Origin of the sequence: Tabrizicola sp. (assembly GCF_016793705.1) — a bacterium.
Taxonomy (GTDB): Bacteria; Pseudomonadota; Alphaproteobacteria; order Rhodobacterales; family Rhodobacteraceae; genus Tabrizicola.
The window spans coordinates 24,243-50,179 of sequence record NZ_JAEULO010000039.1 but is presented as its reverse complement, the minus strand read 5'-3'; the positions used below and the strand labels follow the sequence as shown (position 1 = coordinate 50,179).

The following is a 25,937-nucleotide window of genomic DNA, read 5'->3' as shown; positions in this document are numbered from 1 at the left end:
CCTTATCCGCCTTGTAACCCCAGCACCGCTATCCCCGTGAAGATGGCCCCGATCCCCAGCCATTGCACGGCACGAACGCCTTCCTTCAGGAACCATGCGGCGAGGAGCACCGTCAGCACTCCGAACAGCGAGGAGGTGACAGAGGCGTATTCCGCGCGGGGCAGCGCCCCTGCGGCAGTGACGAGGCCGAGGGCGACGGCGTCGAAGGCCCCCATCAGGGCGAGGAGCCAGGTCTGGCCGGGTGCGGGACGGATAGGGGCACGGAGCGCGAGGGCGAGGATCAGGATCGCAGCCAGCGCGACGAGGCGGCCGATGAGCAGCACCGGAAGCTCTCCGCCCTGCCGCGTCGCCTCCTGCCCCAAGGCAAAGGTGGTCGCGAAGCCCAGGGCGGCGAGTGCGGCCCAGCCGAGGGCGACGGCGGGGGGGGCCGCATAGCCTTCGGGTGCGTCGTCGCGGGCCGCCACGGCCACGATGGCAATCCCCGCGACGATGGCGGCGACGGCAAGCCAGTCCGCCCGCGTCACGGGTTGGCCCTGGGCGTGGGCGACGATCAGCGACAGCATCGGATAGGCCCCGATCACCGGCGACACCAGGCGGACGGGGGCGAGGCTGAAGGCCTTGTAAAGCGCCCCGCCCGCCACGGCATAGGCGAGGCCGTAGCCGACTGAGACCGCAAGCGCGGTCCCGGTCATCGCCGCCCAGTCGCCCCGAGCCAGCGCGAGGGGGGCGAGTACGAGGCTGCCGGTCGCAAGAACCGTCGCGATGATCGGCAAGAGCGCGGCACCCTGGCTGACCTTCCGAGCAAGAAGGTCATGCACCGCCCAGATCAGGGCGGCGGTCAGGCCGAAGCCGAGTGCCAGCATTTCCCAGCCTTCCCCCGTCCTAATGCTTGTGTCAGGCTCACCCTGACGCTATTCTTCTGGATGAACAAGTTTTATCCTAGTTAAACTTCCCGCGCCAACCGGCCCGGGTCCGATGACGGGGTGCACAATGCTCGATTCGATCTATCCCAATGTAGTCCCCGGCCCGCCGCGGCCGAGCCGGATCCTGACGCCGCAGGGCTTTTCGCGCCATCACGGGCAGGAGCGGCATGTGGTTCCCGGCGGCGGGGCTGTGCTGATGCAGATCATGGTGGGCGACCGGGTGGTGGTCGTCAACGATGAAGGCGGGCAGCCGGTGGAGCTGGTTGCGGCTGCAAAGGACGGCCGGATCGACGCGATGCTGCTGGGACAGGCCTCGAACTCGGGCGCCGAGGGGCTGAAGGCGATGCTGACGCAGGGCGATGCAAGCCTGCGGCGGCTGCGCAAGGGGCTGGAGAGCCGCCACATCGATCTGGCCAAGGCGGGCGCGCTGCGGTTGTTCTCCGAGGAGACACCGGCAGGGGCGCGGGCCGAGTTCAGCGTGCTGGACGAGGGCTGGCTGGTCATCGCGGCCCCCGGCCTGCCGATGGCGCCGGAGGCACAGGACACGGCGACGCCGGTCACGGTGCTGCTCAGCCGCGCCAAGCCCCGGATGATGGGGCAATACGACCTGCCCGATCCCCTGGCCGACCCGATCCTGGACCTGCGGGTGAAATCGGCGACGGCGGAAAGCTATTTCGTCAAGGCGGGGGACTATATCCAGATCCTCGACGTGGACGGCAGGCAATGCACCGACTTCCAATGCTTCGATGCGCGGAAACTGGACAAGGGTCTCCAGCACGCGCTGGACGTGACGACTTCGCGCACGCTGATGGGCCATGCCTATTCGATGCCGGGCCTGCATTCGAAATACTTCGATCAGGACTGGGTGCCGCTGGTCGAGGTGGTGCAGGATACCGTCGGGCGGCATGATGCCTTTGCGATGGCCTGCGCGGCGAAATATTACGACGACATCGGCTATCCGGGCCATGTCAACTGCTCGGACAACTTCAACAAAGCCTTGGCGCAGCACGGGGTGGACCCGCGGCCGGGCTGGATGGCGGTGAACCTGTTCTTCAATACGAACATCGATTCACATGGCGTCCTGATCAGCGACGAACCCTGGTCGCGTCCGGGCGACTATGTGCTGTTCCGTGCGCTGACCGACATCGTCTGCGTGAACTCGGCCTGCCCCGACGATACCTCGCCCGCAAACGGATGGTATCTCAGCGACATCCACGTCCGCACCTATTCCGGCGCCGAGACGTTCAGCCGCGCCATCGCCCACCGACCCACGCCGCAATCGGAGCCGAAGATGACCAAGGAAACCGCGTTCCACGACCGCATCTCGGCCAAGACGCGCAATGTGGTGGAATACAAGGGCTACTGGCTGCCGCAGGTCTATTCGCAGAACGGAGCGCTGGAAGAATATTGGGCCTGCCGCGAGAAGGCGGTGGTGCTGGACCTGTCGCCCTTGCGCAAGTTCGAGGTGACCGGGCCGGATGCGGAAGCGCTGATGCAATGGTGCGTCACCCGCGACATGAAGAAACTGAGCCAGGGCCAGGTGGTCTATACCGCGATGTGCTATGAACATGGCGGGATGATCGACGATGGCACGGTGTTCCGGCTGGGCCGCGACCAGTTCCGCTGGATCGGTGGGGATGATTATTCCGGCCTCTGGCTGCGCGAACAGGCCGAGAGGCTGGGGCTGAAGGTGATGGTGCGGTCGTCGACCGACCAGCTGCACAACCTGGCGGTCCAGGGTCCGAACAGCCGTGAAATCATGAAGCTGATGATCTGGACCGCGCCGCACCAGCCGACGATCGAGGAGCTGGGCTGGTTCCGTCTGACCGTGGGCCGCCTGGGCGGGCCGAATGGGGCGCCGGTGGTGGTGTCGCGAACCGGGTATACGGGCGAGCTCGGCTTCGAGGTGTTCTGTCATCCGAAGGACGGCTCGGCGGTCTACGATGCGGTCTGGGAAAATGGCGGCGACCTTGGGCTGAAGCCCATGGGGTTGCAGGCGCTGGACATGGTGCGGATCGAGGCCGGGCTGATCTTCGCGGGCTATGATTTCAGCGACCAGACCGACCCGTTCGAGGCCGGGATCGGGTTCACCGTGCCGCTGAAATCCAAGACCGACGATTTCATCGGCCGCGAGGCGCTGATCCGGCGCAAGGAACACCCCAGCCGCAAGTTCGTCGGGCTGGAGATCGACGCGAATGTCGATGTGGGCCATGGCGATTGCCTGCATGTCGGCCGGGCGCAGGTGGGGGAAGTCACCTCGTCGATGCGCTCGCCGATCCTGGGCAAGAACATCGCGCTGGCGCGGGTGGACGTGGCGCACGCCGAGGTCGGCACCGCCCTGGAGGTCGGCAAGCTGGACGGACAGCAGAAGCGGCTGCCGGCGGTGATCGTGCCGCTGTCGCATTACGACCCGAAGAAGACCCGTCCGCAAAGCTGAGAGAGACCGCCATGGAACCGATGATCGAGCGGATTGGCGGGGAGCCGCAGGTGCAACTGCTGGTGAACCATTTCTACGACCTGATCGAGACCCTGCCGCAGGGCGCGACGATCATGGCGATGCACCAGCGCGGGCACGGGCTTTCCCACGTCCGGCCCGAGCAGTTCAACTTCCTCTGCGGCTTCTTCGGCGGGCGGCGCTATTACCACGAGCTGCACGGCCATATGAACCTGCGGGAAATCCATGCGCATGTGGAGATCCGCAAGCAGGATGCCGAGGACTGGCTGGCAGTGATGGACCGCGCGATGGTGGAAACCAACGTGGCCGAGGCGGAGCGGGGCGAGATCATGGCCACCTTCCGCCGCGCGGCGCTGATGCTGGTGAACGTGGATTAGAGCTGGCCGTCGCGCAGCGCCTCGACCTTCTGCCGCAGGTGGAGGTCGGCAAGGACGACGCGGCCGACCTTCGCCAGCTCGTCCCGCAGGTCGACCGGGAGAATCTGCGTGCGGCGGTAGAAACGGTCGACTTCCTCGGGCGTTGCTTCGGCGAGGAAGGCCTGTAGCTCGGGCCGGAACTGGTAGGCGCCCTTGGTCATCCGGAACGGCACCGCCGCCAGCCAGGCGGGTTTGTCCTGTGCGTGGAAGTGGAGAAGCTGCATCTCCGGGTGCCAGTCGGGCGTCCTGACGAATTCCTTGTCCACCATGACCGTGTGCAGGCGCGGCAGAAGGCCGGGGATGCCGGTCCGGTAGATCACCTTGCCGACGCTGTGCGACAGCATCCCGTCGCGGATCACCTTGCGGTACGGGCCAAGCGCGGCGCGGCGGCGCGGCCAGTATTCGTGCCGGAGCGCACCGCGGAACTCGCGCGAGGTGAAGATGTCGTCGGGCAGCAGGGGATCGTGCATCGCCTCGAAGGGTTCGAGCTTCATCACGATGGTTTCGGGCGGCGTGTCGTCGAGGATCGCGGCGATGGGGCGCGGGGCCAGGATGAATTCATCGACGTCGATATGGACGATCCAGTCCGAGGTTGCCTGTTTCCGGTATGCATAGCGTGCATTCTGCGCCTGGCGGTTCTGATGGGCGGGTGGGCGCTTCTTGCCGACGCGGGTCCAGTGGGCCTCGTCGCAGCGGGTCACGGTGACGCGGGGATGCCGGGCCAGCAGTTCCGGCACCGGCTGGTCGGGATCGTCGAGGAAGAGCCAGAGATGCTCGGCCCCGAGCGACAGGTGATAGGCGGCGAAGGCGAGGAGCTTCTCCTCGGGGGCCTTGACGGTGGCGACAAGGCTCCACGTCGCCATCAGAGCGCGTCCAGAAGCGCGCGGGTGGGCCAGCCGTCGGCGGGCAGGCCGAGGCGGACCTGTTCCTTCTGCACCGCCGCGCGCGTCCCCGCGCCAAGGATGCCGTCGATCTTGCCGACGTCATGGCCAAGCGCGGCGAGTTTCTCTTGCAGGGCGGTCATCTGGTCGGCGCTGAGGGCCGGGTCGGGATTGCCCGCGGCATAGGGGTCTGCCCCCTCGATCCGGGTCGCGAAATAGGCGGCGGTGGTGACGTAGACGAAGCTCTTGTTCCATTCGAACAGCACGCGGTAGTTCGGGTAGACGAGGAAGGCTGGGCCCTTGCGGCCCTGCGGCAGGAGGATCGAGGCGCTGAGGCCGGGGGCGAGCGGGCCGTTGCGGGGGGTGACGCCAAGGGCCTGCCAGTCCTCGGTGGGCTTCTCGGTCTCAAGCCCGGTCAGCGACCAGTCGAAGCCGTCGGGTAGGGTGACTTCGGCCAGCCAGGGTTCACCCGCGCGCCATCCGTGGTGCTGCAGCATCTTCGCGCCGGACAGGATCGCGTCGGCCTGCGAGGTCTTCAGCAGGATCAGACCGTCGTCGTCGCCATCCACCCCACGCTCCAGGATGTCCTTCGGCAGCATCTGGACCATGCCGATCTCCCCCGCCCAGGCGCCGGTGGTATCCAGCGCGAAGTCGTCCATCGCGAAAAGCCGGGCGGCGGCGAGGACCTGGGGCTGGAAGATTTCCGGTCGTCGGCAGTCGTGGGCGAGGGTGACGAGGGCGTTCCGCGTGTTGAAGTCGCCCTGGACCTGGCCGAAGTCGGTCTCGAAGGCCCAGAAGGCGAGGAGGATGCCGCGCGAGACGCCATACTCGGCCTCGGCGCGGGTGAAGATGTCGTTCAGCGCGTCCGATTTCGACCGGGCGGTGGACAGGCGCTGCTTCGAGATCAGCGATTGCGAGAAGTCGAGGAAGGTCTTGCGGAAGACGCCTTGCGAGCGGTCGGCCTTCAGGACCTTTCCGTCCTGTCGGGCGCCGACGAAGAACTCCGCCGCCTTGTCCGGCGCGACGCCCGCGGCCACCGCTTCGATCTCCATCGCCTTCAGGAATTCGCCGAAGTCGCCGCCACAGGGGGCGGCAGCGACGGGGGTGGCGAGGGCGAAGGCGAGAAGGGCGGCGCGCATGGGGTCTCCGGTGTTTGGGAGACCCTAGGTGAGGGCCACCAGAACGGCAACCGCAAGGAGCGCGGCCCAGACCCGCCAGAGCGCATCGGCGGCGGCGTCGATGTCGTCGGGGCCGGGGTCGCGACGCCCCTCGGGCCAGACATGAGGATAGTCCTTGCGGAAACCGTTGTAGCTGCGCGGGCCGGAGAGGGCGACGTTAAGCACCGGGGCCAGCGCGCTTTCAGGCCAGCCGGCGTTGGGGCTGCGGTGCTTGGGCGCGTCGCGCAGGATGGGGGCGGGGTCGACCCAGCCATGGGTCAGCGCGATCAGGAGCGCGGTCAGCCGGGCGGGGATGAGGTTCAAGAGGTCATCCAGGCGCGCGGAGGCCCAGCCGAAATCCTTGTAGCGGGGGGTGAGGTGGCCGATCATGCTGTCGGCGGTGTTGATCAGCTTGTAGGCCAGGATGCCGGGCAGGCCCAGGACGAGATACCAGAAGACCGGTGCGACCACGCCGTCGGACAGGTTCTCCGCCGCGCTTTCGATGGCGGCGCGGGCGATGTCGGGGCCGGTCATTTCGGCGGTATCGCGGCCGACGATCAGGGCGACGGCTCGGCGCCCCTCGGGGACCGACCGGCGGAGGGCGGTGGCGACGGCGCGGACATGGTCGACGAGGCTTTTCTGCGCGAGGAGGACCGCGACGGTCAGCGCCTCCAGCAGCCCATGGTCCGGGATCAGGTGGATCACCCAGCCGAGGGCGAGGCCGGTGAGGAGGAGGCCCGCGGCGATCAGCGTGCCCTTCAGTTTCAACTCGCCATCCCGGTTGTAGCGGGCGTCGCACCAGCCGACCAGGCGGCCCATCAGCACGGCGGGATGGGGCAACCGGTCCCAGAGCCAGCGCGGCTCGCCGAAGGCGGCGTCGAGCAGAAGGGCGGCGATCAGGATCATGACCCGGCTATCGGTGGCGGCACGGTGATTCGCAAGCGGTCACGGACACTTGCACCAATTTCCCGTGAGATAAGGTTGCGGAGCGCGGTCGATCAACCGATGGTTGTGATAGCCTGTGGCTTTGATGACATACGCGTTTCACATTCCGGTAATACCCTTGTGTCAGCTTGATTTTCTGCGGGTCCGCTCCAGAATTTGAATCGGGGAGAGGTCGAGGCTGCCATGCTTGAGTTTCTGCCGAAGGAGGTGCGCGAGGGGCTGGAGGCCGCGCGCAAACGTGACCTGAAGCGCAAGTCGCGGCTGCGGGTGCAGGTAGGCGATGCGGTCTATCCGGTGCTGCGGTTCTGGGACAACGGCTTTGCGCTGGATGCCGATTTCAGCCCTGGCAAGCTGCGCGGGCTGGTCGATGTCTATGACGGTTCCCGGCATGTGTTCCAGTGCCTGATCATGGCCTCCAGCATCGACGAGGGCGAGCTGGTCTGCGACTTCAAGCGCGCGACAGCGGTGTCGGACCGCGCGCCGCTGGATTTCTGGCGCGATGAGAGCGCGCCGGTGGGCTATCTCCCGAAGGCGTGAGAGGGGCCTCCTGCGGCGCGCTTCGTCTTCTCGTCGGGGGTGAGGAGCGACGAAGTCATCGAACAGCCTCAAGGTCTGATCTCGACCTTCGTCCCGATGGGTGTGACCGCCCAGATCTCCCGGATTTCGGCGTTCGTCACGGCGATGCAGCCTGCAGTCCAGTCGCCCTTGATCTTCAGCCCGTCCGGCAGGGCATTCGGCTGGCCGTGGATGAAGATGTCGCCGCCGGGGGAATAGCCCGCCTTCGCCGCTTGCGCGCGGTCCTCGGGCTGCGGATAGTCCAGCCCGATCGACAGGTGAAAGGCGCTTTCATCGTTGCGGCGGTCGATGGTGAACTCGCCCTCCGGCGTCTTGCCGTCGCCCTGGCGCAGCTTGTCGCCCTCGGGCGTAAAGCCGAGGGCGATCTTGTAGGTGCGGACCGGCTTGCCGTCCTGCATCAACTGCATCCGCCGCGCCGCCTTCTCGATCACGATCCGGTCCACCGTGCCGGTCAGCGGCGGCGGCGGTGGCGTCGGCACCACCACCGGCGGGCTGTAGAGCGAGGCGGCGATGAAGCCGAGGCCCACCAGCAGGCAGAGATAGACCAGAAGGCGCAGGAATCGGATCATTGCAGGTCGGCAAAGGCCCTTTCCAGCCGGGCCACCGCCTCGACCACCTGCGCGCGCGGGCAGGCGAGGTTGAAGCGCAGGTAGCTCTCGCCGCCCGCGCCGAAGCTCGCGCCGTGGTTGGTGGCGATCTTCGCCTGCTTCTCGACCCGCTCGATGAACTCCTTCGCCGCCATGCCGGTATCGGAGAAATCGACCCAGGCGAGGTAGGTGGCCTCCAGCGGCGTGGCGCGCAGGCCGGGGATACGCGCAATACCCTCGTCGAAGAGCCTCCGGTTGCCGTCGAGGTAGCGCATCAGCGCATCGACCCAGGCCGCGCCTTCCGGCGAGTAGGCGGCGGTAGCCATATGCATCCCGAAAGAGTTGGGCGAGATGCCCATCGCGTTGATCGTATTGGCGAAAGTCTTGCGCAGCGCGGGGTCGGCGATGATCACGTTGCCGATATGGGCACCCGCGATGTTGAAGGTTTTCGTCGTGGCGGTCATCATCACCAGCCGGTCGGCGACCCGCGGCGCGGCCTTGGCCATGACGGTGTGCTTGTGGCCGGGATAGACAAGGTCGTGGTGGATTTCGTCCGAGACCAGGATCAGGTCGTGCTTCACGCAGAACTCGGCAACCTGGCGCAGTTCCTCGACCGTCCAGACCCGACCGCCGGGGTTGTGCGGCGAGCAGAGGATCAGCATCTTCTCTCGCCCGGTCAGCAGCTTCTCCCAGGCCGCGAAGTCCATCCGGGCCGTGCCGTCCTCCAGCACCAGCGGGCATTCCGTCACCTCCCGCCCGGCGGCTTTGATGACGCGGGCAAAGGCGTGGTAGACTGGAGTCATCAGGATGATGCCGTCGCCCGGTTGGGTGAAGCTGTGGACGCAAAGCGCGGTGCCGTTGACGAGGCCGTGGGTGGTGAAAATCCACTCCGGCGCGACGTCCCAGCCGTGGCGGTTGGCCATCCACCAGCGGATCGCGTCGAGATAGGCCTTGTCGTCGCCGAAGTAGCCGTAGACGCCATGGTCCAGCATCTTCTCCAGCGCCGCCTGCACGGCTTGCGGCGGCTTGAACTCCATGTCGGCAACCCACATCGCCAGCCCCTCGTCGGGAGTCAGGCCGTAAAGCGGTTCCAGCATGTCCCACTTGGCGCAGTGGGACCCGGCGCGCGGGATCGGGGTGTCGAAGGTCATGTCATTGGGCCTGTTCGTTGGGATGTTCATCCGATTATTCCATAGTTATCGGGAAGTCATCCCAAATAATTTCACAAACATGGAAAGTTGTGCTGGAAAACGGCAAAATTCAGGAACAATCTGACAGCCCGGAACTCGCCGGGCACTCCCCCGCGTTCCTCTTGCCATCCGGGGCCTGCTTTCGTAGATCGCTTCCATGATCCGCCCCATCCTGATCCATCCTGACCCGCGCCTCAAGAAGGTCTGCGATCCCGTGCGGGAAATCACGCCCGAGATCAGGCAATTGGCCGCCGACATGCTGGAGACGATGTACGACGCGCCGGGCATCGGGCTCGCCGCGCCGCAGGTGGGGGTGACGAAGCGGCTGATCGTGATGGATTGCATCAAGGAGGGCGACCCCGAGCCGATGGCGCTGGTCAACCCGGAGATTCTCTGGTCGTCGGAGGATGTGTCGACCTACGAGGAAGGCTGCCTCTCGATCCCCGACCAATATGCCGAGGTGAAGCGCCCCGCCGAGGTCAAGGTGCGCTGGCTGGGGCTGGACGGCACGGTGCAGGAGCGCCAGTTCGCCGATCTCTGGGCGACCTGCGTGCAGCATGAGATCGACCATCTGGATGGCAAGCTCTTCATAGACTACCTGGGGCCGCTGAAGCGCCAGATGATCACCCGGAAGATGGAAAAGCTGAAGCGGGAACGGGCGCGGGCGTGACGGTTCGGCGCTGCCTGCCCTGGCCTGCGGCGGCCCTGCGGACGCCCGCTGCGGATGTCGCGGCGATCACCGACGAGGTGCGTCGGCTCTGGGCCGACATGATCGACACGATGGATGCGATGCCGGGCTATGGCCTCGCAGCGGTGCAGATCGGGGTTCCCCTGCAGCTGGCGGTGGTCGATTGCTCCGAGGCGCGGGGGCAGGCCGTGCGGATGGCGAACCCCGAGGTGCTGCATGCCAGTGTGCAACTGCGCGAGCATGAGGAGGCTTCGCCCAATCTGCCGGGCGTCTCGGCGGTGATCCAGCGGCCCCGGGCGGTGACGGTGCGCTTCCTGAACGCCGAGGGCGCGGTGGAGGAGCGGGATTTCGTCGGGCTATGGGCGACATCGGTGCAGCATCAGATCGACCATCTGGCGGGGAAGATGTATTTCGACCGCCTCTCGCCGCTGAAGCGGAAGATGCTGATCGCAAAGGCGGCGAAGCTGGGGCGCGTCAAATGAAAATTGTTTTCATGGGGACGCCGGAGTTTTCCGTCCCGATACTTGACGCCCTGCACCACATGCATGAGATCGTCGCGGTCTACTGCCAGCCGCCGCGCCCGTCGGGGCGGGGCAAGGCGGATCGCCCGAGCCCGGTGCAGGCGCGGGCCGCGGCACTGGGTCTGCCCGTTAGGCATCCAGCAAAGCTGCGCAGCGACGACGCGGTGGCGGAGTTTACGGCGCTGAAGGCCGACGTGGCGGTGGTGGTGGCCTATGGCCTCATCCTGCCGCAGGCGATCCTTGATGCCCCACGCTTCGGCTGCCTGAACATCCATGCCTCACTTCTGCCGCGCTGGCGCGGGGCGGCGCCGATCCATCGGGCGATCATGGCGGGTGACCGGGAGACCGGGGTCTGCATCATGCAGATGGAGGCGGGGCTGGACACCGGGCCGGTCCTCCTGCGCGAACAGGTGGCGATCGGGGCCGAGGAGACGACGGCCGAACTGCACGACCGGCTCAGCGCCCTTAGCGCGCGGCTGATCGTGGAGGCGCTGGAGCGGATGCCGCTGCCCGCCGTGCCACAGCCCTTCGAGGGTGTGACCTATGCCGCGAAGATCGACAAGTTCGAGGCGAGGGTCGACTGGACCCGCCCGGCGGAGGAGGTCGACCGGCTGATCCGCGGTTTGTCGCCGTTCCCCGGCGCCTGGGTGCAGGTGAATGGCGAGCGGGTGAAGCTCTTGCGCTCCCGGCTGGCCGAAGGGAACGGCACGCCGGGCCAGGTGCTGCACGGCTTCACCGTGGCCTGCGGAACTGGTGCGGTCGAGATCACCGAGGCGCAGCGCGAAGGCAAGCGCCCGATGCCTGTGGCCGAAGTGCTGTGCGGGCTGATTTTACCCGCGACACTATAGCGCAGGGGGCATGGACTTCCCATATCCCGAGGACTGGGATGGGAGGGACGCCATGCCGCTTGTCGCACTGCTGATCGTCGGGGTTGCCGTGGGGTTTCTGGCCTCGCGTATTCTCAAGGTAAACATGGACACGCCGTCGACCATTGCGCTCGGCGTGCTGGGCGCGCTGATCGGGACGATCGTGCTGCGCGGGCTGGTGATGCTGGCCGGGATCGGCGCCGGGTTCGTCGGTGCGCTTCTCGGCGCCCTGATCCTGATCTGGGCCTGGAAATCGCTGGTCAGGTAAGCCGCTTCACCGCATCCTTCAGGCGGAACCCGTGCTCTCCGGCCGCGGACCACAATGCCTGACCCTGCCATGCAGCGAACAGAAGTGCCGCACTTTCCCTGGCCTTCTGGCCGGACCCGAGCCGCAACGCCAGCGCGGTCTCCACCCCCATGCGCCAGCCGGTCGCGCGCCGGGCAAGGTCCGGGTCGCGCATGTCGGCGGCGATGGCGGCGATGTTGACGGGGCCGATGGCCTTCAACAGCCCCTGCGGTCCCTTGTCGGCGGCATTGGCGATGGCCTCGCCCGTGCGACGCTCCAGCGCGTCCCAGGCGGCAAGACGGGCGGCGCGGAGCATGGCGTCACGGCTGCCATAGCGCTGGACCAAAGTCGGTGGCGCAAGGCTGGTGGCGGTGGAGACGCTGCCGAAGGACACCGCCTTGTCGCCGCCCTCGTCCCAGAGCCGCCGGATGGCGGCGAAGACCTGTTCATCGGAGATGATGCGGGTGCGGGGCATGCGGCCATGCTAATCGAACGGTCGTTCATATGGCAAGCTAGCGCTTGGGCGCACCGGGGCTCGGCGGCTGCGACTTGTAGACCGGAAGCCGCCAGCCAAGCGCGATACTGCCCGCGCGCAGAGTGAAGACAAGCTCGGCGCAGATGAGAAGCGACAGCCCCTCGCCCAGCCCGGCCAGACCACCAAGCACTGCGCCAAGCGACCCGGCAAGGGCGCAGGTGGCGTAAAGCTCGCCCTGTTTCAGGACCAGCGGCACTTCGTTGCAGACCACGTCGCGCAGGAGGCCGCCCATGCAGCCGGTAATCATGCCCATGACCAGCACGACGGGCCAGTCTTGGCCTTCCGACAGGGCCACGGAGGCACCAGCGGGGACCGCCACGGCAAGGGCGAAGGCGTCGAACCACAGGAGCGCACGGTAGCGGCTTTCCAGAAGATGCGCGGTGAAGAAGACCAGGACGGCGGCGAGGGTGGCGACGCCAAGGACAACCGGATCGGCGACCCAGAACACTTCGCGGTTCAGGATCGCATCGCGCAGCGTGCCGCCGCCCACGGCGGTCAGGCAGGCGATGAAGATGAAGCCGACGATATCCAGCTGCGACCGGCTGGCGGCCAAGGCTCCCGTCAGGGCAAAGACCAGCACCGAGGCATAGTCGAGCCCGTCCTGAAGCGAAAAGCCCGTCATGCCGGTGCCTTGAACGGTGCCATCCCGGCGCGCGCCAGCGCATCGGCGCGTTCGTTCTCGGCATGGCCGGCATGGCCCTTGATCCAGCGCCAGGTCACCCGATGGCGGGCGGCGGCGGTTTCAAGCCGTTGCCAAAGCTCGACATTCTTCACGGGAGAGCCCCCCGCGGTGCGCCAGTTCTTCCGCTTCCAGGCGTGGATCCATTCGGTCACGCCGTTCTTCACATAGGCAGAATCGGTGACGATGGTGATGTCGCTGGCCCGCGACAGCGCCTCCAGCGCCGAGATCGCGGCCAGCAGCTCCATTCGGTTGTTGGTGGTCAGTGCCTCGCCGCCCTGCAACTCGCGCTCCTTGACCACGACGCCGTTCTCGCGCGCGATCATCAGCACGCCCCAGCCGCCGGGGCCGGGGTTCCCGGAACAGGCGCCGTCGGTATAGGCGAAAAGCTCGGGCATCGGTCAGGCCTGCAGGGGAATGGCGAGGCAGGCGAGGGTGACGACGGTCAGCATCACCCGCAGCCGCAGCCACCAGCGCGGGGCAAGGCCCCAGGCCTGGAAGGCGGCGTCGAGGAGCAGGAGGCCCGCGAACCCGGCGGTGAGGAAGATGGCCGAGCTGTCGGAGGCGTCGGAGACCATGACGAAACCCCAGAGCGCGGGGATAACGGAGAGGCTGTAGGCGAGCGCCGCCTCGCGCCCTTCGGCTTTCGTGGCGAATCCCCAGAGCACGCCGGACAGGAAGGCAAGCACCACCGTGCCCCAGGTCAGCCCGACATAGGCGCCAAGGAACATCGGCTTGAACCACTGCCCGGCCCAGGTGGCCAGTACGGGCGACAGGTGCGTCGCGGCCGACCACAGGAACGGAACAAGCCCGGCAAGGCCGAGAAGAAGGGCAGGGCGGGGTATGCGGGCATCGTCGATCATGCGGCTGGTCTAGCGCGGGCGCGGCGCCAAGGCCAGCGGTCAGTCCGGATCGGTGAAGCGGTCGAAGCGGTGCGGGATGGCGGCGGCGATGGTGGCGAGGACTTTCGCAACCCGCTCGGCATCGGCCTCGGCAGGCTGGGAGGGCAGTTCGACGGTCCCGCTGACCAGGTTGACACGGCCCCAGGTCACGCCGCCGCCGACCATGGGCGTGTCGGTTTCCCGGGCGGGCCGTTCGACAAGGCCGCTTTCGGTTGCGGCGGCACGGATCGACTGCAGCACATCCTCGCTGACCGTGGCGCTGCGATACTTGCAGGCTGGGCCTTCGGTTTCATAGCCCTTGCAATGCTTCAATTCCAGCTTGCCGTCCTCCCGGATCAGGATGCTGGTCTCCCAGGCGTATTCGGGGGGCAGGCTGCCGGAGTTGGTCCAGTAATCGGCCAGGACCGGGGCAAGTTCGTCAGCCTGGGCGGGCAGGGCGACGGCAAGGGCAAGGGCAAGGATGAGGGATTTCAGCATCAGGCGGGCTCACGAAGGATGCGGGGGACCTTGAACTCGATGTCCTCGACGGTGGTTTCGACCAGGTCGAGGGTGACGCTGTAGCGGGCGCGGAAGGCGTCGATAACTTCGTTGACCAGAACTTCGGGGGCCGAGGCCCCGGCGGTCAGGCCGATGGCGCGGGCGCCGTCGAGGGCGCGCCAGTCGATGTCGGCGGCGCGCTGGATCAGCATGGAGTAGGAACAGCCGGCGGCGGCGCCGACCTCGACCAGGCGGCGGGAGTTCGAGGAGTTGGGGGCACCGATGACGAGGAGGGCGTCGATCTTCGGGGCCACGGCCTTGACGGCGGCCTGGCGGTTGGTGGTGGCATAGCAGATGTCGTCGTGGGCGGGGGCGTGGATCAGGGGGAAGCGGGCCTTGAGGGCGGCGGCGATTTCGGCGGTGTCGTCCACGGACAGGGTGGTCTGGGTGATGAAGGCCAGCTTCGCGGGGTCGCGGACCGTGAGCTTCGCCACGTCTTCCACCGTCTCGACCAGCAGGACCTCGCCCACAGGAAGCTGGCCCATCGTGCCGACGGTTTCGGCATGGCCGGCGTGGCCGATGTAGATCATCTGGGTGCCGGCCTCGTGGTGGCGGGCGGCCTCGTTGTGGACCTTCGTCACCAGGGGGCAGGTGGCGTCGACGGCGATCATGTTCCGGCGGCTCGCTTCGGCGGGGACGGATTTCGGGACGCCGTGAGCGGAGAAGACGACGGGGCGGTCGGCGGGGCAGTCTTCCAGGTCCTCGACGAAGACCGCGCCCTGGGCCCGGAGGGCGTCGACGACGAATTTGTTGTGGACGATCTCGTGCCGGACGTAGACCGGGGCGCCCCATTTCTGCAGGGCCATCTCGACGATCTTGATCGCCCGGTCCACCCCGGCACAGAAGCCGCGAGGGGCGGCGAGGTAGAGGGTGAGGGGAGGAAGGTCGGGCATCGGGGGTTCCGGGGGCTGGCAGAGCAGACTTAGGGCCTGCGGGGGGCGGCGTCCAGTACAGAGGGTGTCCACGGTGGACAGGATTTTGTGGCAAGCGATTTCAATGGGATAGTTGCGGATATTCAGGGTCTGCTAACCATGACCCTCCTCGTGCGCCTTCGGCTTCTCGTCGGGGACGGCCCTGCGAGGAGTGCCCGAAGGGTATCGACGAGCAATGGTCTAGCGCCCGAACGCCACCGCGCCCAGCCAGCCGAGGGCAATGTAGCGCCCGGTCTTGGCGACGGCGACGAGCACAAGAAACACCGGAACCGGCACCCGCAGCACGCCGGAGACGGCGACGATCATGTCGCCGAAGGGCGCCCAGGACAGGAGCAGGAGCCAGAGGCCCCAGCGGGCGAACCAGCGCTCGGCGCGGGCGAGCTGCGGCGGGGACAAGGGAAACCAGCGGTGGTCGCGCTGGTCTGCCAGCCAGCGGCCAAGCGCATAGGTGACGCAGGAGCCAAGCGTGTTGCCGACGGAGGCGACCAGCACCAGAAGGCCCGTGCCCCAGCCTGCGGCCTGGAAGCCGAGGAACACGGGTTCGGACTGGAACGGCACCGGCGTCGCGGCCAGGAAGGCCGCGAGAAACAGGCCGGAGAGCGCGATCATGCCAAAACCGTCACGACCGGGACCCCCAGAGTCCCGTCCGTGGGTCGAAGGCTCACTTCGCCTCGACCGCGACCTCTTCGTTCACCACGGGGCGCGGTTCGCGCGGCGGGCGGCCGATGACTTCGCGCAGCTCGTCCAGTTCGATGAAGTTGTCGGCCTGGCGGCGCAGTTCGTCGGCAATCATCGGCGGCTGGCTGCGGATGGTCGAGACGACCGAGACGCGGACACCCTGCCGTTGCAGGCTTTCGACCAGCGGGCGGAAGTCGCCGTCGCCGGAGAAGAGCACGATATGATCCACCCGCTGCGCCAGTTCCATGGCATCGACGGTCAGTTCGATGTCCATGTTGCCCTTCACCTTCCGCCGTCCCTGGCTGTCGGTGTATTCCTTCGCGGGCTTCGTGCGCATGGTGAAGCCGTTGTAGTGCAGCCAGTCGACCAGCGGACGGATCGGCGAATAGTCGTCATTCTCCAAGAGCGCGGTGTAATAGAAGGCGCGCAGGAGCTTGCCGCGACGCATGAACTCCATCCGGAGAAGTTTGTAGTCGATGTCGAAACCCAGAGCCTTGGCGGCCGCGTAAAGGTTTGACCCATCAATGAACAGCGCGAGCCGTTCGTCCTTGTAAAACATTCAAAGGTCCCCTCAATGTCGCCGCGCGGTCCACGTCTGTCGCGTCAATCGCACGTCGCGTAGTCAAATCCGTCGGCCAACGCATGATGGATACCAGTCCGAAGCGTGATCCGACAAGGGAAGTATAGGAAATAATTCTGTCTGATGGGTAAAACCGTGCAAGTCCTGGTTGCGTTCGGCGCAAACCTGCCATTCGAGGGCGAAACCCCTGCCGGGACAATCCGGCGGGCGGCAAAAATGCTGGCGCAAGAAGGTCTTTCGGTTCTGGCGCTTAGCCCGCTTTACGCCACGCCCTGCTTCCCGGCGGGAGCGGGACCGGACTATGTGAACGCCGCTGCGGTTCTCGAGGCGGACAGCGAAATTGACGCAGCGTCAATTCTGCAACGATTGCATCGGGTTGAGGGGCATTTCGGTCGGATACGGGAACAACGCTGGGGAATGCGGACGCTGGACATCGACCTCATCGCCCTGGGTGATTCGGTCCTGCCCGATGCCGCGACGCAGGATCACTGGCGCAGCCTTCCGCCCGAGGCGCAGGCCCGCACCACCCCGGACCGGCTGATCCTGCCGCATCCACGCTTGCAGGACAGGGCTTTCGTACTGGTTCCGCTGGCCGATGTGGCGCCCGACTGGCGGCATCCAGGGCTGGGCCTGACGGTGCGGCAGATGCTGGCGGGGCTGCCTTTGGCGGATCGGGCAGCGGTGAAACCCCTGTGATTTTGGCCGTTTTGCCGCTTGTCAAGCCTGATCCGTCGGCATACATAGGCCACTTCCAGCAGCCACGCCGATTGGAGTGTCCCCATGGCCCGTGTGACGGTCGAAGATTGCGTTGACAAGGTCCCGAACCGGTTCGAGCTGGTGATGCTTGCCGCCCATCGGGCGCGCGAGATCGCCTCGGGCTCGCCCGCGACGGTGGACCGCGACAACGACAAGAACCCGGTCGTCGCGCTGCGCGAGATCGCGGACGAGGCTCAGCAGGCCGAAGTTCTGCGCGAGCGCATGATCGAGAGCTATCAGACCCAGATCGAGGTCGACGAGCCGGAAGAAGACCAGATGGCTCTGCTCATGGGCGGCGAAATGGATCGGCCGATGGTCGACGATATGTCGGAAGAAAAGCTTCTCCGCGCCCTGATGGAAGCCCAGGGCGAATTCTGACGGGCTTTTGCCCGCGGGTGGGGCGGTGATGATCGACGTCGAAGACCTCATCGCCCTGGTTCGCAATTACAACCCGCGTTGCAATGCCGACCTGATCCGTCGTGCCTATGCCTATGGCATGAAGATGCACGAAGGCCAGATGCGGAAATCGGGCGAGCCCTATTTCACCCATCCGGTCGCGGTGGCGGCGATCCTGACCGAACAGCGGCTGGACGACGCGACGATCGTCACGGCCCTTCTGCACGACACGATCGAGGACACGCGGTCGACCTATGCCGACCTGACCGAGATGTTCGGCGAGGAAGTGGCCGAACTGGTCGATGGCGTCACCAAGCTGACCAACCTGCAGTTGTCGAACACCGAAAGCCAGCAGGCCGAGAACTTCCGCAAGCTGTTCATGGCGATGAGCCGCGATTTGCGGGTGATCCTGGTCAAGCTGGCCGACCGGCTGCACAACATGCGGACGATCCGGTCGATGAGCCCGGAGAAGCAGGCCCAGAAGGCGCGCGAGACAATGGAGATATTTGCTCCATTGGCCGGGCGGATGGGGATGCAGTGGATGCGCGAGGAGCTGGAGGACTTGTCCTTCAAGGTCCTGAACCCCGAGGCGCGCAATTCGATCCTGCGGCGGTTCCTGACCCTGCAGAAGGAATCCGGCGACGTGGTCCACAAGATCACCGCGGATATCCTGCACGAGCTGGAGAAGGCGCAGATCGAGGCAGATGTGTTCGGGCGGGCGAAGAAGCCCTATTCGATCTGGCGCAAGATGCAGGAGAAGGACCTGGCCTTCAGCCGCCTGTCCGACATCTATGGCTTCCGGGTGATCTGCGGGTCGGTGGCGGATTGCTACCGGATTCTCGGGGTGATCCATCAGCGCTGGCGGGCGGTGCCGGGGCGGTTCAAGGACTACATCAGCCAGCCGAAGACCAACGGCTATCGCTCGATCCACACCACGGTCTCGGGCCGCGACGGCAAGCGGGTGGAAGTGCAGATCCGCACGCGCGAGATGCACGAGGTGGCCGAGGCGGGGGTGGCCGCGCATTGGTCCTATCGTGAGGGCGTGCGTGCGGCGAACCCCTTTGCGGTCGATCCGGCCAAGTGGATCGCCAACCTGACCGAGCGGCTGGACGAGGGGGACACCGACGAGTTCCTGGAGCACGTCAAGCTGGAGATGTATTCCGACCAGGTGTTCTGCTTCACGCCGAAGGGCGACGTGGTGCAGTTGCCGCGCGGGGCGACTCCCCTGGATTTCGCCTATGCGATCCACACCCGGATCGGCAACTCCTGCGTGTCGGCGAAGATCGACGGCATCCGGGTACCCTTGTGGACGCGGCTGAAGAACGGGCAGTCGATCGAGATCATCACCGCGGAAGGGCAGCGGCCGCAGTCGAGCTGGATCGACATCGTGACCACAGGCCGGGCGAAGGCGGCGATCCGGCGCAGCCTGCGGGAAGAGGACCGGGGGCGGTTCGTCAAGCTGGGGCAGGAGCTGGCGCGGGCGGCCTTCGACCATGTGGGCAAGAAGGCCAGCGACAAGGCGCTGCGGACGGCGGCGAAGATGCTGGGGCTGGCCGACGAGAACGACCTTCTGGCGCGGCTCGGCTCGGCCGAGATGCCGGCGCGGCGGGTGGTGGAGATCCTGTATCCCGAGCTGGCGCAGGCGGTGGCCGACGAGGTCGACCACAAGCGCCCGGTGATCGGGTTGACGGCGGACCAGACCTTCCGCCGGGCGAATTGCTGCCAGCCGGTGCCGGGAGAACGCATCGTGGGGATCACCTACCGGGGGCAGGGCGTGGTGGTCCACGCGATCGACTGCCCGGCGCTGGAGGAGTTCGAGGACCAGACCGCGCGCTGGGTCGACCTGCGCTGGGAGGCGGGGCGGCATTCGCCGGTGTTCACGGTGAGCCTTGTCATCACCATCTCGAACGACGCGGGCGTGCTCGGGCGCATCTGCACCTTGATCGGCGAGCAGAAGGCCAATATCTCGGACCTGCGGTTCACGGACAGAAAACCGGACTTCTATCGCCTCATTATTGACGTGGACCTTCGCGACGTTGAGCACCTGCATATGGTCATGACCGCATTGGAGGCCGAGACCGACGTGGCGCAAATCTCGCGTCATCGGGATTTGACACGACGGCCCTAGGCCAGCAGAACGGGCGCGGAGTTGGGGCGCGGAAGGGCGTAGGACAGGTGGTCTTCAAGCGTAGAGAACCGTTGGGCTGGGGCGCGTGGCTGCGCGAGCAGGTCTACCCGCGTTCGGGTTTCAAGCGGGCGATCCGCTATGTGATCTACCGGATGCGCCGGTTGCCCGACCAGCCGCACCGGGTAGCGCGGGGCGTCTTCGCGGGGTCGCTGATCGGCTTCCTGCCGCTGCCGGGGTTGCAGTTCCTGGCGGCCTGGGGCGCGGCGCGGCTGGCGCGGGGCAATGTGCTGGCGGCGCTTCTCGCGACCTTCAACACCAACCCGCTGACCACTCCGTTCTTCGCCGTGCTGGCGATGACGCTGGGTCACTGGATCATGGGGATCGAGGCGCCGTTGAACGCCAAGTACATCGGTCGGGCCTTCGGCGATGCGGGCCATGACCTGTGGTTCAACTTCCTCGCGCTCTTCGGGCCGGAAAAGACCCGCTGGGACGGGCTGATCCAGTTCTGGCATGAAATCTATGTGCCCTATTTCATCGGTGCGCTGGGGCCGGGGCTGATCCTGAGCATCGCGGCCTATTACATCACCATTCCGCTGGTCGAGGCCTATCAGAAGGCCCGTGCGGCCACCGCGCAGGAGAGGGCGGAGCGCCGCAAGAAGATGCGTGCCAAGCTGGCGGAGGCGGCGGCCAAGCTGAAGCTGCGCGGCGAAAAGGGCGATGACGCAGATGACGACAGCCACGGCGCGCCGTAAGCTGGCGAAAAAGGCGGGAAGGCCGGAATGACCCAGACATTGCACAAGCCCGGCAAGCTTCGGCTTGGGGTGAACATCGACCATGTCGCCACGGTGCGCAATGCCCGCGGCTCGGCCTGGCCTGACCCGCTGCGCGCGGCGCTTCTGGCGGAAACGGCGGGCGCGGACGGGATCACGGCGCACCTGCGCGAGGATCGCCGCCATATCCGCGATGCCGACATCGAGGCGCTGATGGCGGGGATCGCGATCCCGTTGAACTTCGAATGCGCTGCGACCGCGGAAATGCAGGCTATCGCGCTGCGGCATCGCCCCCATGCCGTCTGCCTGGTTCCGGAAAAGCGCGAGGAGCGGACGACCGAAGGCGGGCTTGACGTGGCAAGCGACCAGAAGCGGCTGGCCGATTATGTCGCTCCGCTGCGCGAGGCAGGCTGCCGCGTCAGCATGTTCATCAGCCACGACCCCCGGCAGATCGAGGCGAGCGCGCGGATCGGTGCGGCGGTGGTCGAACTGCACACCGGGCTGTATTCCGATCTTCTGGCCGATGGACATGCGGCGCTGGCCGAACGCGAACTTGCCTCCTTGCAGGCCGGGGCGGAACTGGCCGCCAGCCTGGGGCTGGAGGTCCATGCCGGGCACGGGCTGACCTTCGACAATGTGGAGCCCATTGCGGCGATCCCGGAACTGGCCGAGCTGAACATCGGTCACTTCCTGGTGGGCGAGGCGATCTTCCGGGGGCTGGAAGCCGCGATCGAGGAGATGCGCCGCCGCATGGACCTGGCACGGGACCGCTAGGCCCTGGCAACGGGTTGCAGACAACGGATGACACGGGGCCAAAGCAGAAGATTGTTGACGCATCTGAAACGCCGTGTTGGACTTTCCGCTACGGGAACCTGTCTCCCGCTTGGTGGAGTTTCAAATGAAAAACAGAAGCTTGCTTATCATTCTCGGCATTGTCACGGTGATCGCCGGGTTCTTTGCAATTCTCAATCCTGTGGCCGGGTCGATTGCAGTGACGCTGCTGACCGGCTGGTTCTTCCTGCTCATCGGCATCTTGCAGGCCGTCGCGGTCTTCCGCGAAACCGACTGGAGCCATCGCCTGTGGTCGCTGCTTCTGGCGATCCTGGCCATCCTGGCCGGGATCGGGCTTCTGACCGATCCGCTGGCCGGCGTCATCAGCCTGACCTATCTGCTGGCAATCCTGTTCGTGGTGTCGGGCGTCTTCAAGATCATCGCGTCGTTTGCCATGGAGGCCGGCAACTGGAAGTGGATCGTGCTGCTGTCCGGCGTCCTGTCGCTGGGGCTTGGCATCCTGATCTTCGCCAATTTCGCCCAGGCCGCGTTGACCACGCTGGGGCTCTTGCTCGGGTTGCAGCTGATCTCGGACGGGGCGTCGATGCTGGGGCTGGCGCTGGCGTCGCATCGGCTGGACAGGGTCTGAGCCTTTCCGTCACCACGGAACCGGGCCGGTTACAGCGGCCCGGACCTGTCGGGGAGATGCCGGAATGATCCTGGGCATCGGTAGCGACCTGTGCAACATCGATCGGATCGAGGCGACGCTCGACCGCCACGGCGAGCGGTTCAAGAACCGGGTGTTCACCGAGATCGAGCAACGCAAGGCGGAAAGCCGGGCGCGGGCGGTTGCGGCCACCTACGCGAAGCGCTGGGCGGCGAAGGAAGCCTGTTCCAAGGCGCTCGGCACCGGGTTGCGGATGGGAATTTCCTGGAAGGACATGGCCGTGACCAACCTGCGGTCGGGCCAGCCGGTGATGCATGTGACGGGCTGGGCGGCAGAACGGCTGCGCGCGATGACACCCGCAGGGCACGAGGCGGTGATCCATGTCACGCTGACCGACGATCACCCCTGGGCGCAGGCCTTCGTGGTGATCGAGGCGCGTCCGCTTGCCCCCGGGGCGGCGCCCCGCGCTTGACTCCCCCCACCCTCGCGCGCATGTAGCGGCAAAACCGCACGAGGCAGGACCAGCATGGCAAGAAGTGACAAGGGCGATGGCGGCATCGTCGAGACGATCAAGACGGTCTTTTGGGCCCTGGTCATTGCCATCGGCTTCCGGTCCGTCTTTTTCCAGCCGTTCTGGATTCCGTCGGAATCGATGAAGGACACGCTCTTGATCGGCGACTTCCTGTTCGTCAACAAGATGGCCTACGGCTATTCGCGTTATTCCTGCGAAATCCCCTTCACGACGATCAGCCTCTGCCCGGTCTCGGGCCGGGTGCTTGGCGGCGAGCCGGAGCGCGGCGATGTGGTGGTGTTCCGCCATCCGACGGCGGGGACGGATTACATCAAGCGGCTGATCGGCCTGCCGGGTGACAAGATCCAGATGAAGGAGGGGGTGCTCTACATCAACGGCGCCGCCGCGCCGCAGGTCGCGGACGGGGTCTTCGAAGAGGTGTACGAACCCCAGGGCCCGATGCGCAACCGGCCGCGCTGCGAGAATGGCGCGGTCGGCGATGGCGGCATCTGTACGAAAAGCCGCTTCATCGAGACGCTGCCCGAGGGGCGCAAGCATGATGTGCTGAACATTGACACCGCAGGCCCGGGTGACGATACCGATGTCTTCACGGTGCCGGAAGGCCATTACTTCGTGATGGGCGACAACCGCGACAACTCGACCGACAGCCGCTTCCCGCAGGCGGTCGGTGGTGTGGGCTACCTGCCGGCGGAATACCTGATCGGCCGGGCGGACCGGATCATCTTCTCCTCGGCAGGACGGAGCCTGTTCTACTTCTGGACCTGGCGCGCGGACCGCTTCTTCAAGGCGATCGAGTGAGGCTTTCTGCCGACCTCCTGGCCTTTCAGGGCCGGCTGGGGCACCAGTTCCGCAAGCCCGACCTTCTGTTGCGCGCGGTGACGCATTCTTCGATCGGGACAGCAAGTCGGCCCGACAATCAGCGGCTGGAGTTCCTGGGTGACCGGGTGCTCGGGCTGGTGATGGCCGAGGCGCTGCTGGCGGCAGATGCCGAGGCCAGCGAAGGCCAGCTTGCGCCCCGCTTCAACGCTCTCGTCCGCAAGGAGGCCTGTGCCGATGTCGCGCGCGAGGTGGGCCTGGGCGAGGTGCTGAAGCTGGGACGCGGCGAGATGCTGACCGGCGGGCGGCGGAAAGAGGCGCTTCTGGGTGACGCGATGGAGGCCGTCATTGCCGCTGTCTACCAGGACGCGGGCTTCGAGGCGGCGCAGGCCATGGTCCTGCGGCTCTGGGGCAGGCGGATCGCGGCGGTCGAGGTCGATGCGCGCGATCCGAAATCGTTGTTGCAGGAATGGGCGCAGGCGCGGGGGATGCCGCCGCCGCTCTATGAGGAAGCGGGCCGCTCGGGCGCCGATCATGCGCTGGTCTTCACCATCCGGGTGACGCTGGAGAATGGCGCTGCGGCCGAAGCGACCGCCCGCCCGAAACGCCTGGCGGAACAGACGGCGGCGCGGATGCTTCTGGAACGGATGGAGGCGGGGAATGAGTGAGACGCGCGCGGGCTTCGTCGCCCTGATCGGAGAGCCGAATGCCGGCAAGTCGACGCTGCTGAACCGGATGGTGGGGGCGAAGGTTTCCATCGTCACCCACAAGGTGCAGACGACGCGGGCGCGCATCCGGGGGATCGCGATGGCCGGGGCGGCGCAGATTGTCTTCGTGGATACTCCCGGCATCTTCCGGCCCCGGCGCAGGCTGGACCGCAGCATGGTCAAGGCGGCCTGGGGCGGGGCCTCGGATGCCGATGTGATCGTCCTTCTGATCGAGGCGCATCGCGGGTTGACCGAGGGGGCGCAGGCGATCATCGACCGCTTGCGGGACGAGATGCCGAAGGGGAAGCCCGTGGCGCTGGCGATCAACAAGATCGACCGGGTGAAGGCAGAGACCCTGCTGGCGCTGGCCGAGGCGGCGAACCAGGCCTTCCCCTTCGCGAAGACCTTCATGATCAGCGCAGAGCGCGGCCACGGGGTCGAGGCCCTGCGGGACTGGCTGGCCGAGGTGCTGCCCGAGGGGCCGTGGTTCTATCCCGAGGACCAGATCGCCGATCTGCCGATGCGGCTGATCGCGGCCGAGATGACGCGCGAGAAGCTGACCCTGCGGCTGCACGAGGAATTGCCCTACCAACTGACGGTCGAGACGGAGAAGTGGGAGGACAAGCCCGACGGCACCACGCGGATCGACCAGGTGGTCTATGTCGCGCGGGACGGGCACAAGGGGATCGTGCTCGGCAACCGGGGCGAGACGATCAAGGCCATCGGCCAGGCGGCGCGGGCGGAGATCGCCGAATTCCTGGGCCGGACGGTCCACCTGTTCCTGCAGGTGAAGGTGCGCCCGAACTGGCTGGAAGAGGCCGAGCGCTATTCCGAGATGGGCCTTGATTTCAAGGACGGCGATGCCTGAGGGGGACAAAAGTCTTCCAGAACTTTTGCCAGATTCCTTCGAAGGAATTTGGTTGCCCTGGGGCGGCTGATGGCACCCCGGCTGACGAGCGGGGTCTGGGTTTCGGCCTATCTCACCCGGCTGCGGCTGGCGGATATTCCCGCCTATGTCACCGCGAAGGGTGATGCCGAGGCCGGGGCGGTCGTGGTGAAGGTGGCACTCTTGAATGGTGCCGCGCGGGCCTTCGAGCGGCGGTCGGACCTGATGACCGGGGCGCGGGCCTGGATCGTGCTGGCCGAGGGACCGGAGCCGGAGGTCGATGCGCTGCTGTTGCGGACAAGGGCACGGGACCCGGACCTCTGGGTGATCGAGCTGGAGGATCGGCAGGGACGGACCTTGCTGGATGAGGACGGGCTGTCGGATTGAGTTGCGCCTTGCCGGTGGCCGCAGGATAGTCGGCGGATGGACTGGCGTGACGAGGGGCTGCTTCTGTCCATGCGCCCGCATGGTGAAAGCGCCGCGATCATCGAGGTGCTGACTGCGGCGCATGGCCGGCACGCGGGCGTGGTGCGCGGGGGCGCGTCCCGCAAGATGGCGGCGACCTTGCAGCCCGGCACGGGGCTGGCGCTGGATTGGCGGGCGCGGCTCGACGACCATATCGGCAGCTTCACGGTGGAACCGCTGCGCAGCCGGGCGCATCTTCTGGCCGACCGGCTGGCGCTGGCGGGCCTGTTGTCGGCCTGCGCGCTCCTGCATGCCGCCCTGCCCGAGCGGGAACCGCATCCGGGCCTCTGGCCGGTAACGCTGGACCTGTTCGACCGGCTGGGCACCGAGGGCTGGACCGCCGTCTACCTGCGCTGGGAGCTGCGGCTGCTGGACGAGCTGGGCTTCGGCCTTGACCTTTCGTCCTGTGCCGTGACCGGGGCAAGCAAGGGGTTGGCCTTCGTCAGCCCGAAGACGGGTCGGGCCGTCACGCGGCAGGGCGCTGGCGACTGGGCCGACCGGCTGCTGCCCCTGCCCGAAGGCCTGACCGGGGCCGGGCTGCTGTCAGCCGGGGACGTGGCGCAGGGGCTGGCGCTGACCGGCTTCTTCCTGGACCGGGGCCTGCGTCCGGTGTTGCACGACCGGCCCCTGCCCGAAGCGCGGTCACGACTGGTCGACCTCCTGGGTCGACCGGCCCGAAACGACGGATAATGTCGCGCTTGTGACAGAC

At 66.7% G+C, this 25,937-nt stretch carries 33 protein-coding genes; 19 read left to right on the top strand and 14 right to left on the bottom strand.

From position 1 onward, the window contains the following. Positions 1 to 2: 2 nt before the first annotated feature. On the bottom strand, positions 3 to 863 hold the full coding sequence (locus JNJ68_RS09045; RefSeq protein ID WP_294981679.1) for an EamA family transporter: 861 nt from the start codon (positions 861 to 863) through the stop codon (positions 3 to 5). Positions 864 to 990: 127 nt separating this feature from the next. Here JNJ68_RS09045 and JNJ68_RS09040 point away from each other — a divergent pair, with 127 nt between their 5' ends. Together JNJ68_RS09040 and JNJ68_RS09035 are read left to right on the top strand one after the other, a co-directional pair. Next, positions 991 to 3,360 carry an aminomethyltransferase family protein gene (locus tag JNJ68_RS09040; protein ID WP_294981677.1) on the top strand — a complete coding sequence of 790 codons (2,370 nt, stop codon included), beginning with the start codon at positions 991 to 993 and terminating at the stop codon, positions 3,358 to 3,360. An 11-nt stretch (positions 3,361 to 3,371) separates the two neighbouring features. Beyond that, positions 3,372 to 3,755: a group II truncated hemoglobin gene (locus JNJ68_RS09035; protein ID WP_294981675.1), complete on the top strand. Its 384-nt coding sequence runs from the start codon at positions 3,372 to 3,374 to the stop codon at positions 3,753 to 3,755. On the opposite strand, the gene JNJ68_RS09030 is transcribed toward JNJ68_RS09035, so the two are convergent. Genes JNJ68_RS09030 through cbiB form a run of 3 tightly spaced genes read right to left on the bottom strand, consistent with a single transcriptional unit; the run spans position 3,752 to position 6,738 of the window. Then, entirely contained in the window at positions 3,752 to 4,657 is a 906-nt protein-coding gene (locus JNJ68_RS09030; protein WP_294981673.1) for a glycosyltransferase family 2 protein, read from the bottom strand. The genes JNJ68_RS09035 and JNJ68_RS09030 overlap by 4 nt on opposite strands. After that, on the bottom strand, positions 4,657 to 5,814 hold the full coding sequence (locus JNJ68_RS09025) for a lytic murein transglycosylase (RefSeq protein WP_294981671.1): 1,158 nt from the start codon (positions 5,812 to 5,814) through the stop codon (positions 4,657 to 4,659). Before JNJ68_RS09025 ends, JNJ68_RS09030 begins: the two co-directional genes overlap by 1 nt. 24 nt (positions 5,815 to 5,838) lie before the next feature. Then, on the bottom strand, positions 5,839 to 6,738 hold the full coding sequence (cbiB, locus tag JNJ68_RS09020; protein WP_294981669.1) for an adenosylcobinamide-phosphate synthase CbiB: 900 nt from the start codon (positions 6,736 to 6,738) through the stop codon (positions 5,839 to 5,841). A 222-nt stretch (positions 6,739 to 6,960) separates the two neighbouring features. On the opposite strand from cbiB, the gene JNJ68_RS09015 reads away from it, so the two are divergent. Continuing rightward, complete coding sequence (locus JNJ68_RS09015) at positions 6,961 to 7,314, top strand: hypothetical protein (protein WP_294981667.1); 354 nt, start codon at positions 6,961 to 6,963, stop codon at positions 7,312 to 7,314. A 68-nt stretch (positions 7,315 to 7,382) separates the two neighbouring features. On the opposite strand, the gene JNJ68_RS09010 is transcribed toward JNJ68_RS09015, so the two are convergent. Next, positions 7,383 to 7,922 (bottom strand): L,D-transpeptidase family protein, encoded by a 540-nt coding sequence (locus tag JNJ68_RS09010; RefSeq protein ID WP_294981665.1) that lies wholly within the window; start codon positions 7,920 to 7,922, stop codon positions 7,383 to 7,385. Next, a complete protein-coding gene (locus JNJ68_RS09005; RefSeq protein WP_294981663.1) occupies positions 7,919 to 9,091 on the bottom strand; it encodes a MalY/PatB family protein in 1,173 nt (390 codons plus the stop codon). Before JNJ68_RS09005 ends, JNJ68_RS09010 begins: the two co-directional genes overlap by 4 nt. Positions 9,092 to 9,287: 196 nt before the next feature. On the opposite strand from JNJ68_RS09005, the gene def (JNJ68_RS09000) reads away from it, so the two are divergent. Genes def (JNJ68_RS09000) through JNJ68_RS08985 form a run of 4 tightly spaced genes read left to right on the top strand, consistent with a single transcriptional unit; the run spans position 9,288 to position 11,473 of the window. Further along, positions 9,288 to 9,800, top strand: coding sequence for a peptide deformylase (gene def, locus JNJ68_RS09000; protein WP_294981660.1), 513 nt, complete (start codon positions 9,288 to 9,290; stop codon positions 9,798 to 9,800). Next, positions 9,797 to 10,300 carry a peptide deformylase gene (gene def / locus JNJ68_RS08995; protein ID WP_294981657.1) on the top strand — a complete coding sequence of 168 codons (504 nt, stop codon included), beginning with the start codon at positions 9,797 to 9,799 and terminating at the stop codon, positions 10,298 to 10,300. Before def (JNJ68_RS09000) ends, def (JNJ68_RS08995) begins: the two co-directional genes overlap by 4 nt. Then, a complete protein-coding gene (gene fmt, locus JNJ68_RS08990; protein ID WP_294981654.1) occupies positions 10,297 to 11,187 on the top strand; it encodes a methionyl-tRNA formyltransferase in 891 nt (296 codons plus the stop codon). Before def (JNJ68_RS08995) ends, fmt begins: the two co-directional genes overlap by 4 nt. Positions 11,188 to 11,239: 52 nt before the next feature. Then, on the top strand, positions 11,240 to 11,473 hold the full coding sequence (locus tag JNJ68_RS08985) for a GlsB/YeaQ/YmgE family stress response membrane protein (RefSeq protein WP_294981651.1): 234 nt from the start codon (positions 11,240 to 11,242) through the stop codon (positions 11,471 to 11,473). On the opposite strand, the gene JNJ68_RS08980 is transcribed toward JNJ68_RS08985, so the two are convergent. The 8 genes from JNJ68_RS08980 to JNJ68_RS08945 form a co-directional block, all read right to left on the bottom strand. Next, positions 11,466 to 11,966, bottom strand: coding sequence for a transcriptional regulator (locus tag JNJ68_RS08980; protein WP_294981649.1), 501 nt, complete (start codon positions 11,964 to 11,966; stop codon positions 11,466 to 11,468). The genes JNJ68_RS08985 and JNJ68_RS08980 overlap by 8 nt on opposite strands. Positions 11,967 to 12,003: 37 nt before the next feature. Continuing rightward, positions 12,004 to 12,648, bottom strand: coding sequence for a trimeric intracellular cation channel family protein (locus JNJ68_RS08975; protein ID WP_294981646.1), 645 nt, complete (start codon positions 12,646 to 12,648; stop codon positions 12,004 to 12,006). Further along, positions 12,645 to 13,103 carry a ribonuclease HI gene (rnhA, locus tag JNJ68_RS08970; RefSeq protein ID WP_294981643.1) on the bottom strand — a complete coding sequence of 153 codons (459 nt, stop codon included), beginning with the start codon at positions 13,101 to 13,103 and terminating at the stop codon, positions 12,645 to 12,647. The genes JNJ68_RS08975 and rnhA overlap by 4 nt, the downstream gene beginning before the upstream one ends. Before the next feature lie 3 nt (positions 13,104 to 13,106). After that, the gene (locus JNJ68_RS08965) at positions 13,107 to 13,568 is read right to left on the bottom strand and encodes a DUF3429 domain-containing protein (RefSeq protein WP_294981640.1); all 462 of its coding nucleotides are present in this window, start codon (positions 13,566 to 13,568) and stop codon (positions 13,107 to 13,109) included. A 39-nt stretch (positions 13,569 to 13,607) separates the two neighbouring features. Beyond that, entirely contained in the window at positions 13,608 to 14,084 is a 477-nt protein-coding gene (locus JNJ68_RS08960; protein WP_294981637.1) for a hypothetical protein, read from the bottom strand. After that, entirely contained in the window at positions 14,084 to 15,037 is a 954-nt protein-coding gene (gene ispH / locus JNJ68_RS08955; RefSeq protein ID WP_294981634.1) for a 4-hydroxy-3-methylbut-2-enyl diphosphate reductase, read from the bottom strand. Before ispH ends, JNJ68_RS08960 begins: the two co-directional genes overlap by 1 nt. Before the next feature lie 219 nt (positions 15,038 to 15,256). Beyond that, a complete protein-coding gene (locus tag JNJ68_RS08950; protein WP_294981631.1) occupies positions 15,257 to 15,685 on the bottom strand; it encodes a VTT domain-containing protein in 429 nt (142 codons plus the stop codon). Between the two features lie 52 nt (positions 15,686 to 15,737). After that, on the bottom strand, positions 15,738 to 16,313 hold the full coding sequence (locus tag JNJ68_RS08945; protein ID WP_294981629.1) for an NYN domain-containing protein: 576 nt from the start codon (positions 16,311 to 16,313) through the stop codon (positions 15,738 to 15,740). 144 nt (positions 16,314 to 16,457) lie between these two features. Between JNJ68_RS08945 and folK the strand changes: the two genes are divergently transcribed. The 12 genes from folK to recO all read left to right on the top strand — a co-directional run bounded on the left by folK (position 16,458) and on the right by recO (position 25,918). Then, positions 16,458 to 17,030: a 2-amino-4-hydroxy-6-hydroxymethyldihydropteridine diphosphokinase gene (gene folK, locus JNJ68_RS08940; RefSeq protein WP_294981626.1), complete on the top strand. Its 573-nt coding sequence runs from the start codon at positions 16,458 to 16,460 to the stop codon at positions 17,028 to 17,030. Between the two features lie 84 nt (positions 17,031 to 17,114). Beyond that, positions 17,115 to 17,468, top strand: coding sequence for a DNA-directed RNA polymerase subunit omega (gene rpoZ / locus JNJ68_RS08935; RefSeq protein ID WP_294972420.1), 354 nt, complete (start codon positions 17,115 to 17,117; stop codon positions 17,466 to 17,468). 28 nt (positions 17,469 to 17,496) lie between these two features. After that, positions 17,497 to 19,614: a bifunctional (p)ppGpp synthetase/guanosine-3',5'-bis(diphosphate) 3'-pyrophosphohydrolase gene (locus tag JNJ68_RS08930; protein WP_294981623.1), complete on the top strand. Its 2,118-nt coding sequence runs from the start codon at positions 17,497 to 17,499 to the stop codon at positions 19,612 to 19,614. Between the two features lie 71 nt (positions 19,615 to 19,685). Beyond that, entirely contained in the window at positions 19,686 to 20,366 is a 681-nt protein-coding gene (locus JNJ68_RS08925; RefSeq protein WP_294981620.1) for a DUF2062 domain-containing protein, read from the top strand. A gap of 27 nt (positions 20,367 to 20,393) precedes the next feature. Beyond that, positions 20,394 to 21,158, top strand: a complete 765-nt coding sequence (locus tag JNJ68_RS08920) for a pyridoxine 5'-phosphate synthase (protein ID WP_294981617.1) — start codon at positions 20,394 to 20,396, stop codon at positions 21,156 to 21,158. A gap of 124 nt (positions 21,159 to 21,282) precedes the next feature. Next, a complete protein-coding gene (locus JNJ68_RS08915) occupies positions 21,283 to 21,804 on the top strand; it encodes a DUF308 domain-containing protein (protein WP_294981614.1) in 522 nt (173 codons plus the stop codon). 64 nt (positions 21,805 to 21,868) lie between these two features. Beyond that, complete coding sequence (gene acpS, locus JNJ68_RS08910; protein WP_294981611.1) at positions 21,869 to 22,294, top strand: holo-ACP synthase; 426 nt, start codon at positions 21,869 to 21,871, stop codon at positions 22,292 to 22,294. A 54-nt stretch (positions 22,295 to 22,348) separates the two neighbouring features. Further along, a complete protein-coding gene (gene lepB, locus JNJ68_RS08905; RefSeq protein ID WP_294981608.1) occupies positions 22,349 to 23,152 on the top strand; it encodes a signal peptidase I in 804 nt (267 codons plus the stop codon). Then, on the top strand, positions 23,149 to 23,838 hold the full coding sequence (gene rnc, locus JNJ68_RS08900; RefSeq protein ID WP_294981605.1) for a ribonuclease III: 690 nt from the start codon (positions 23,149 to 23,151) through the stop codon (positions 23,836 to 23,838). Before lepB ends, rnc begins: the two co-directional genes overlap by 4 nt. After that, the gene (gene era / locus JNJ68_RS08895) at positions 23,831 to 24,745 is read left to right on the top strand and encodes a GTPase Era (protein WP_294981603.1); all 915 of its coding nucleotides are present in this window, start codon (positions 23,831 to 23,833) and stop codon (positions 24,743 to 24,745) included. The genes rnc and era overlap by 8 nt, the downstream gene beginning before the upstream one ends. 69 nt (positions 24,746 to 24,814) lie before the next feature. Beyond that, a complete protein-coding gene (locus JNJ68_RS08890) occupies positions 24,815 to 25,150 on the top strand; it encodes a DUF1491 family protein (protein WP_294981600.1) in 336 nt (111 codons plus the stop codon). Between the two features lie 36 nt (positions 25,151 to 25,186). Next, positions 25,187 to 25,918 (top strand): DNA repair protein RecO, encoded by a 732-nt coding sequence (gene recO / locus JNJ68_RS08885; protein ID WP_294981598.1) that lies wholly within the window; start codon positions 25,187 to 25,189, stop codon positions 25,916 to 25,918. The last annotated feature ends 19 nt before the right edge of the window (positions 25,919 to 25,937 follow it).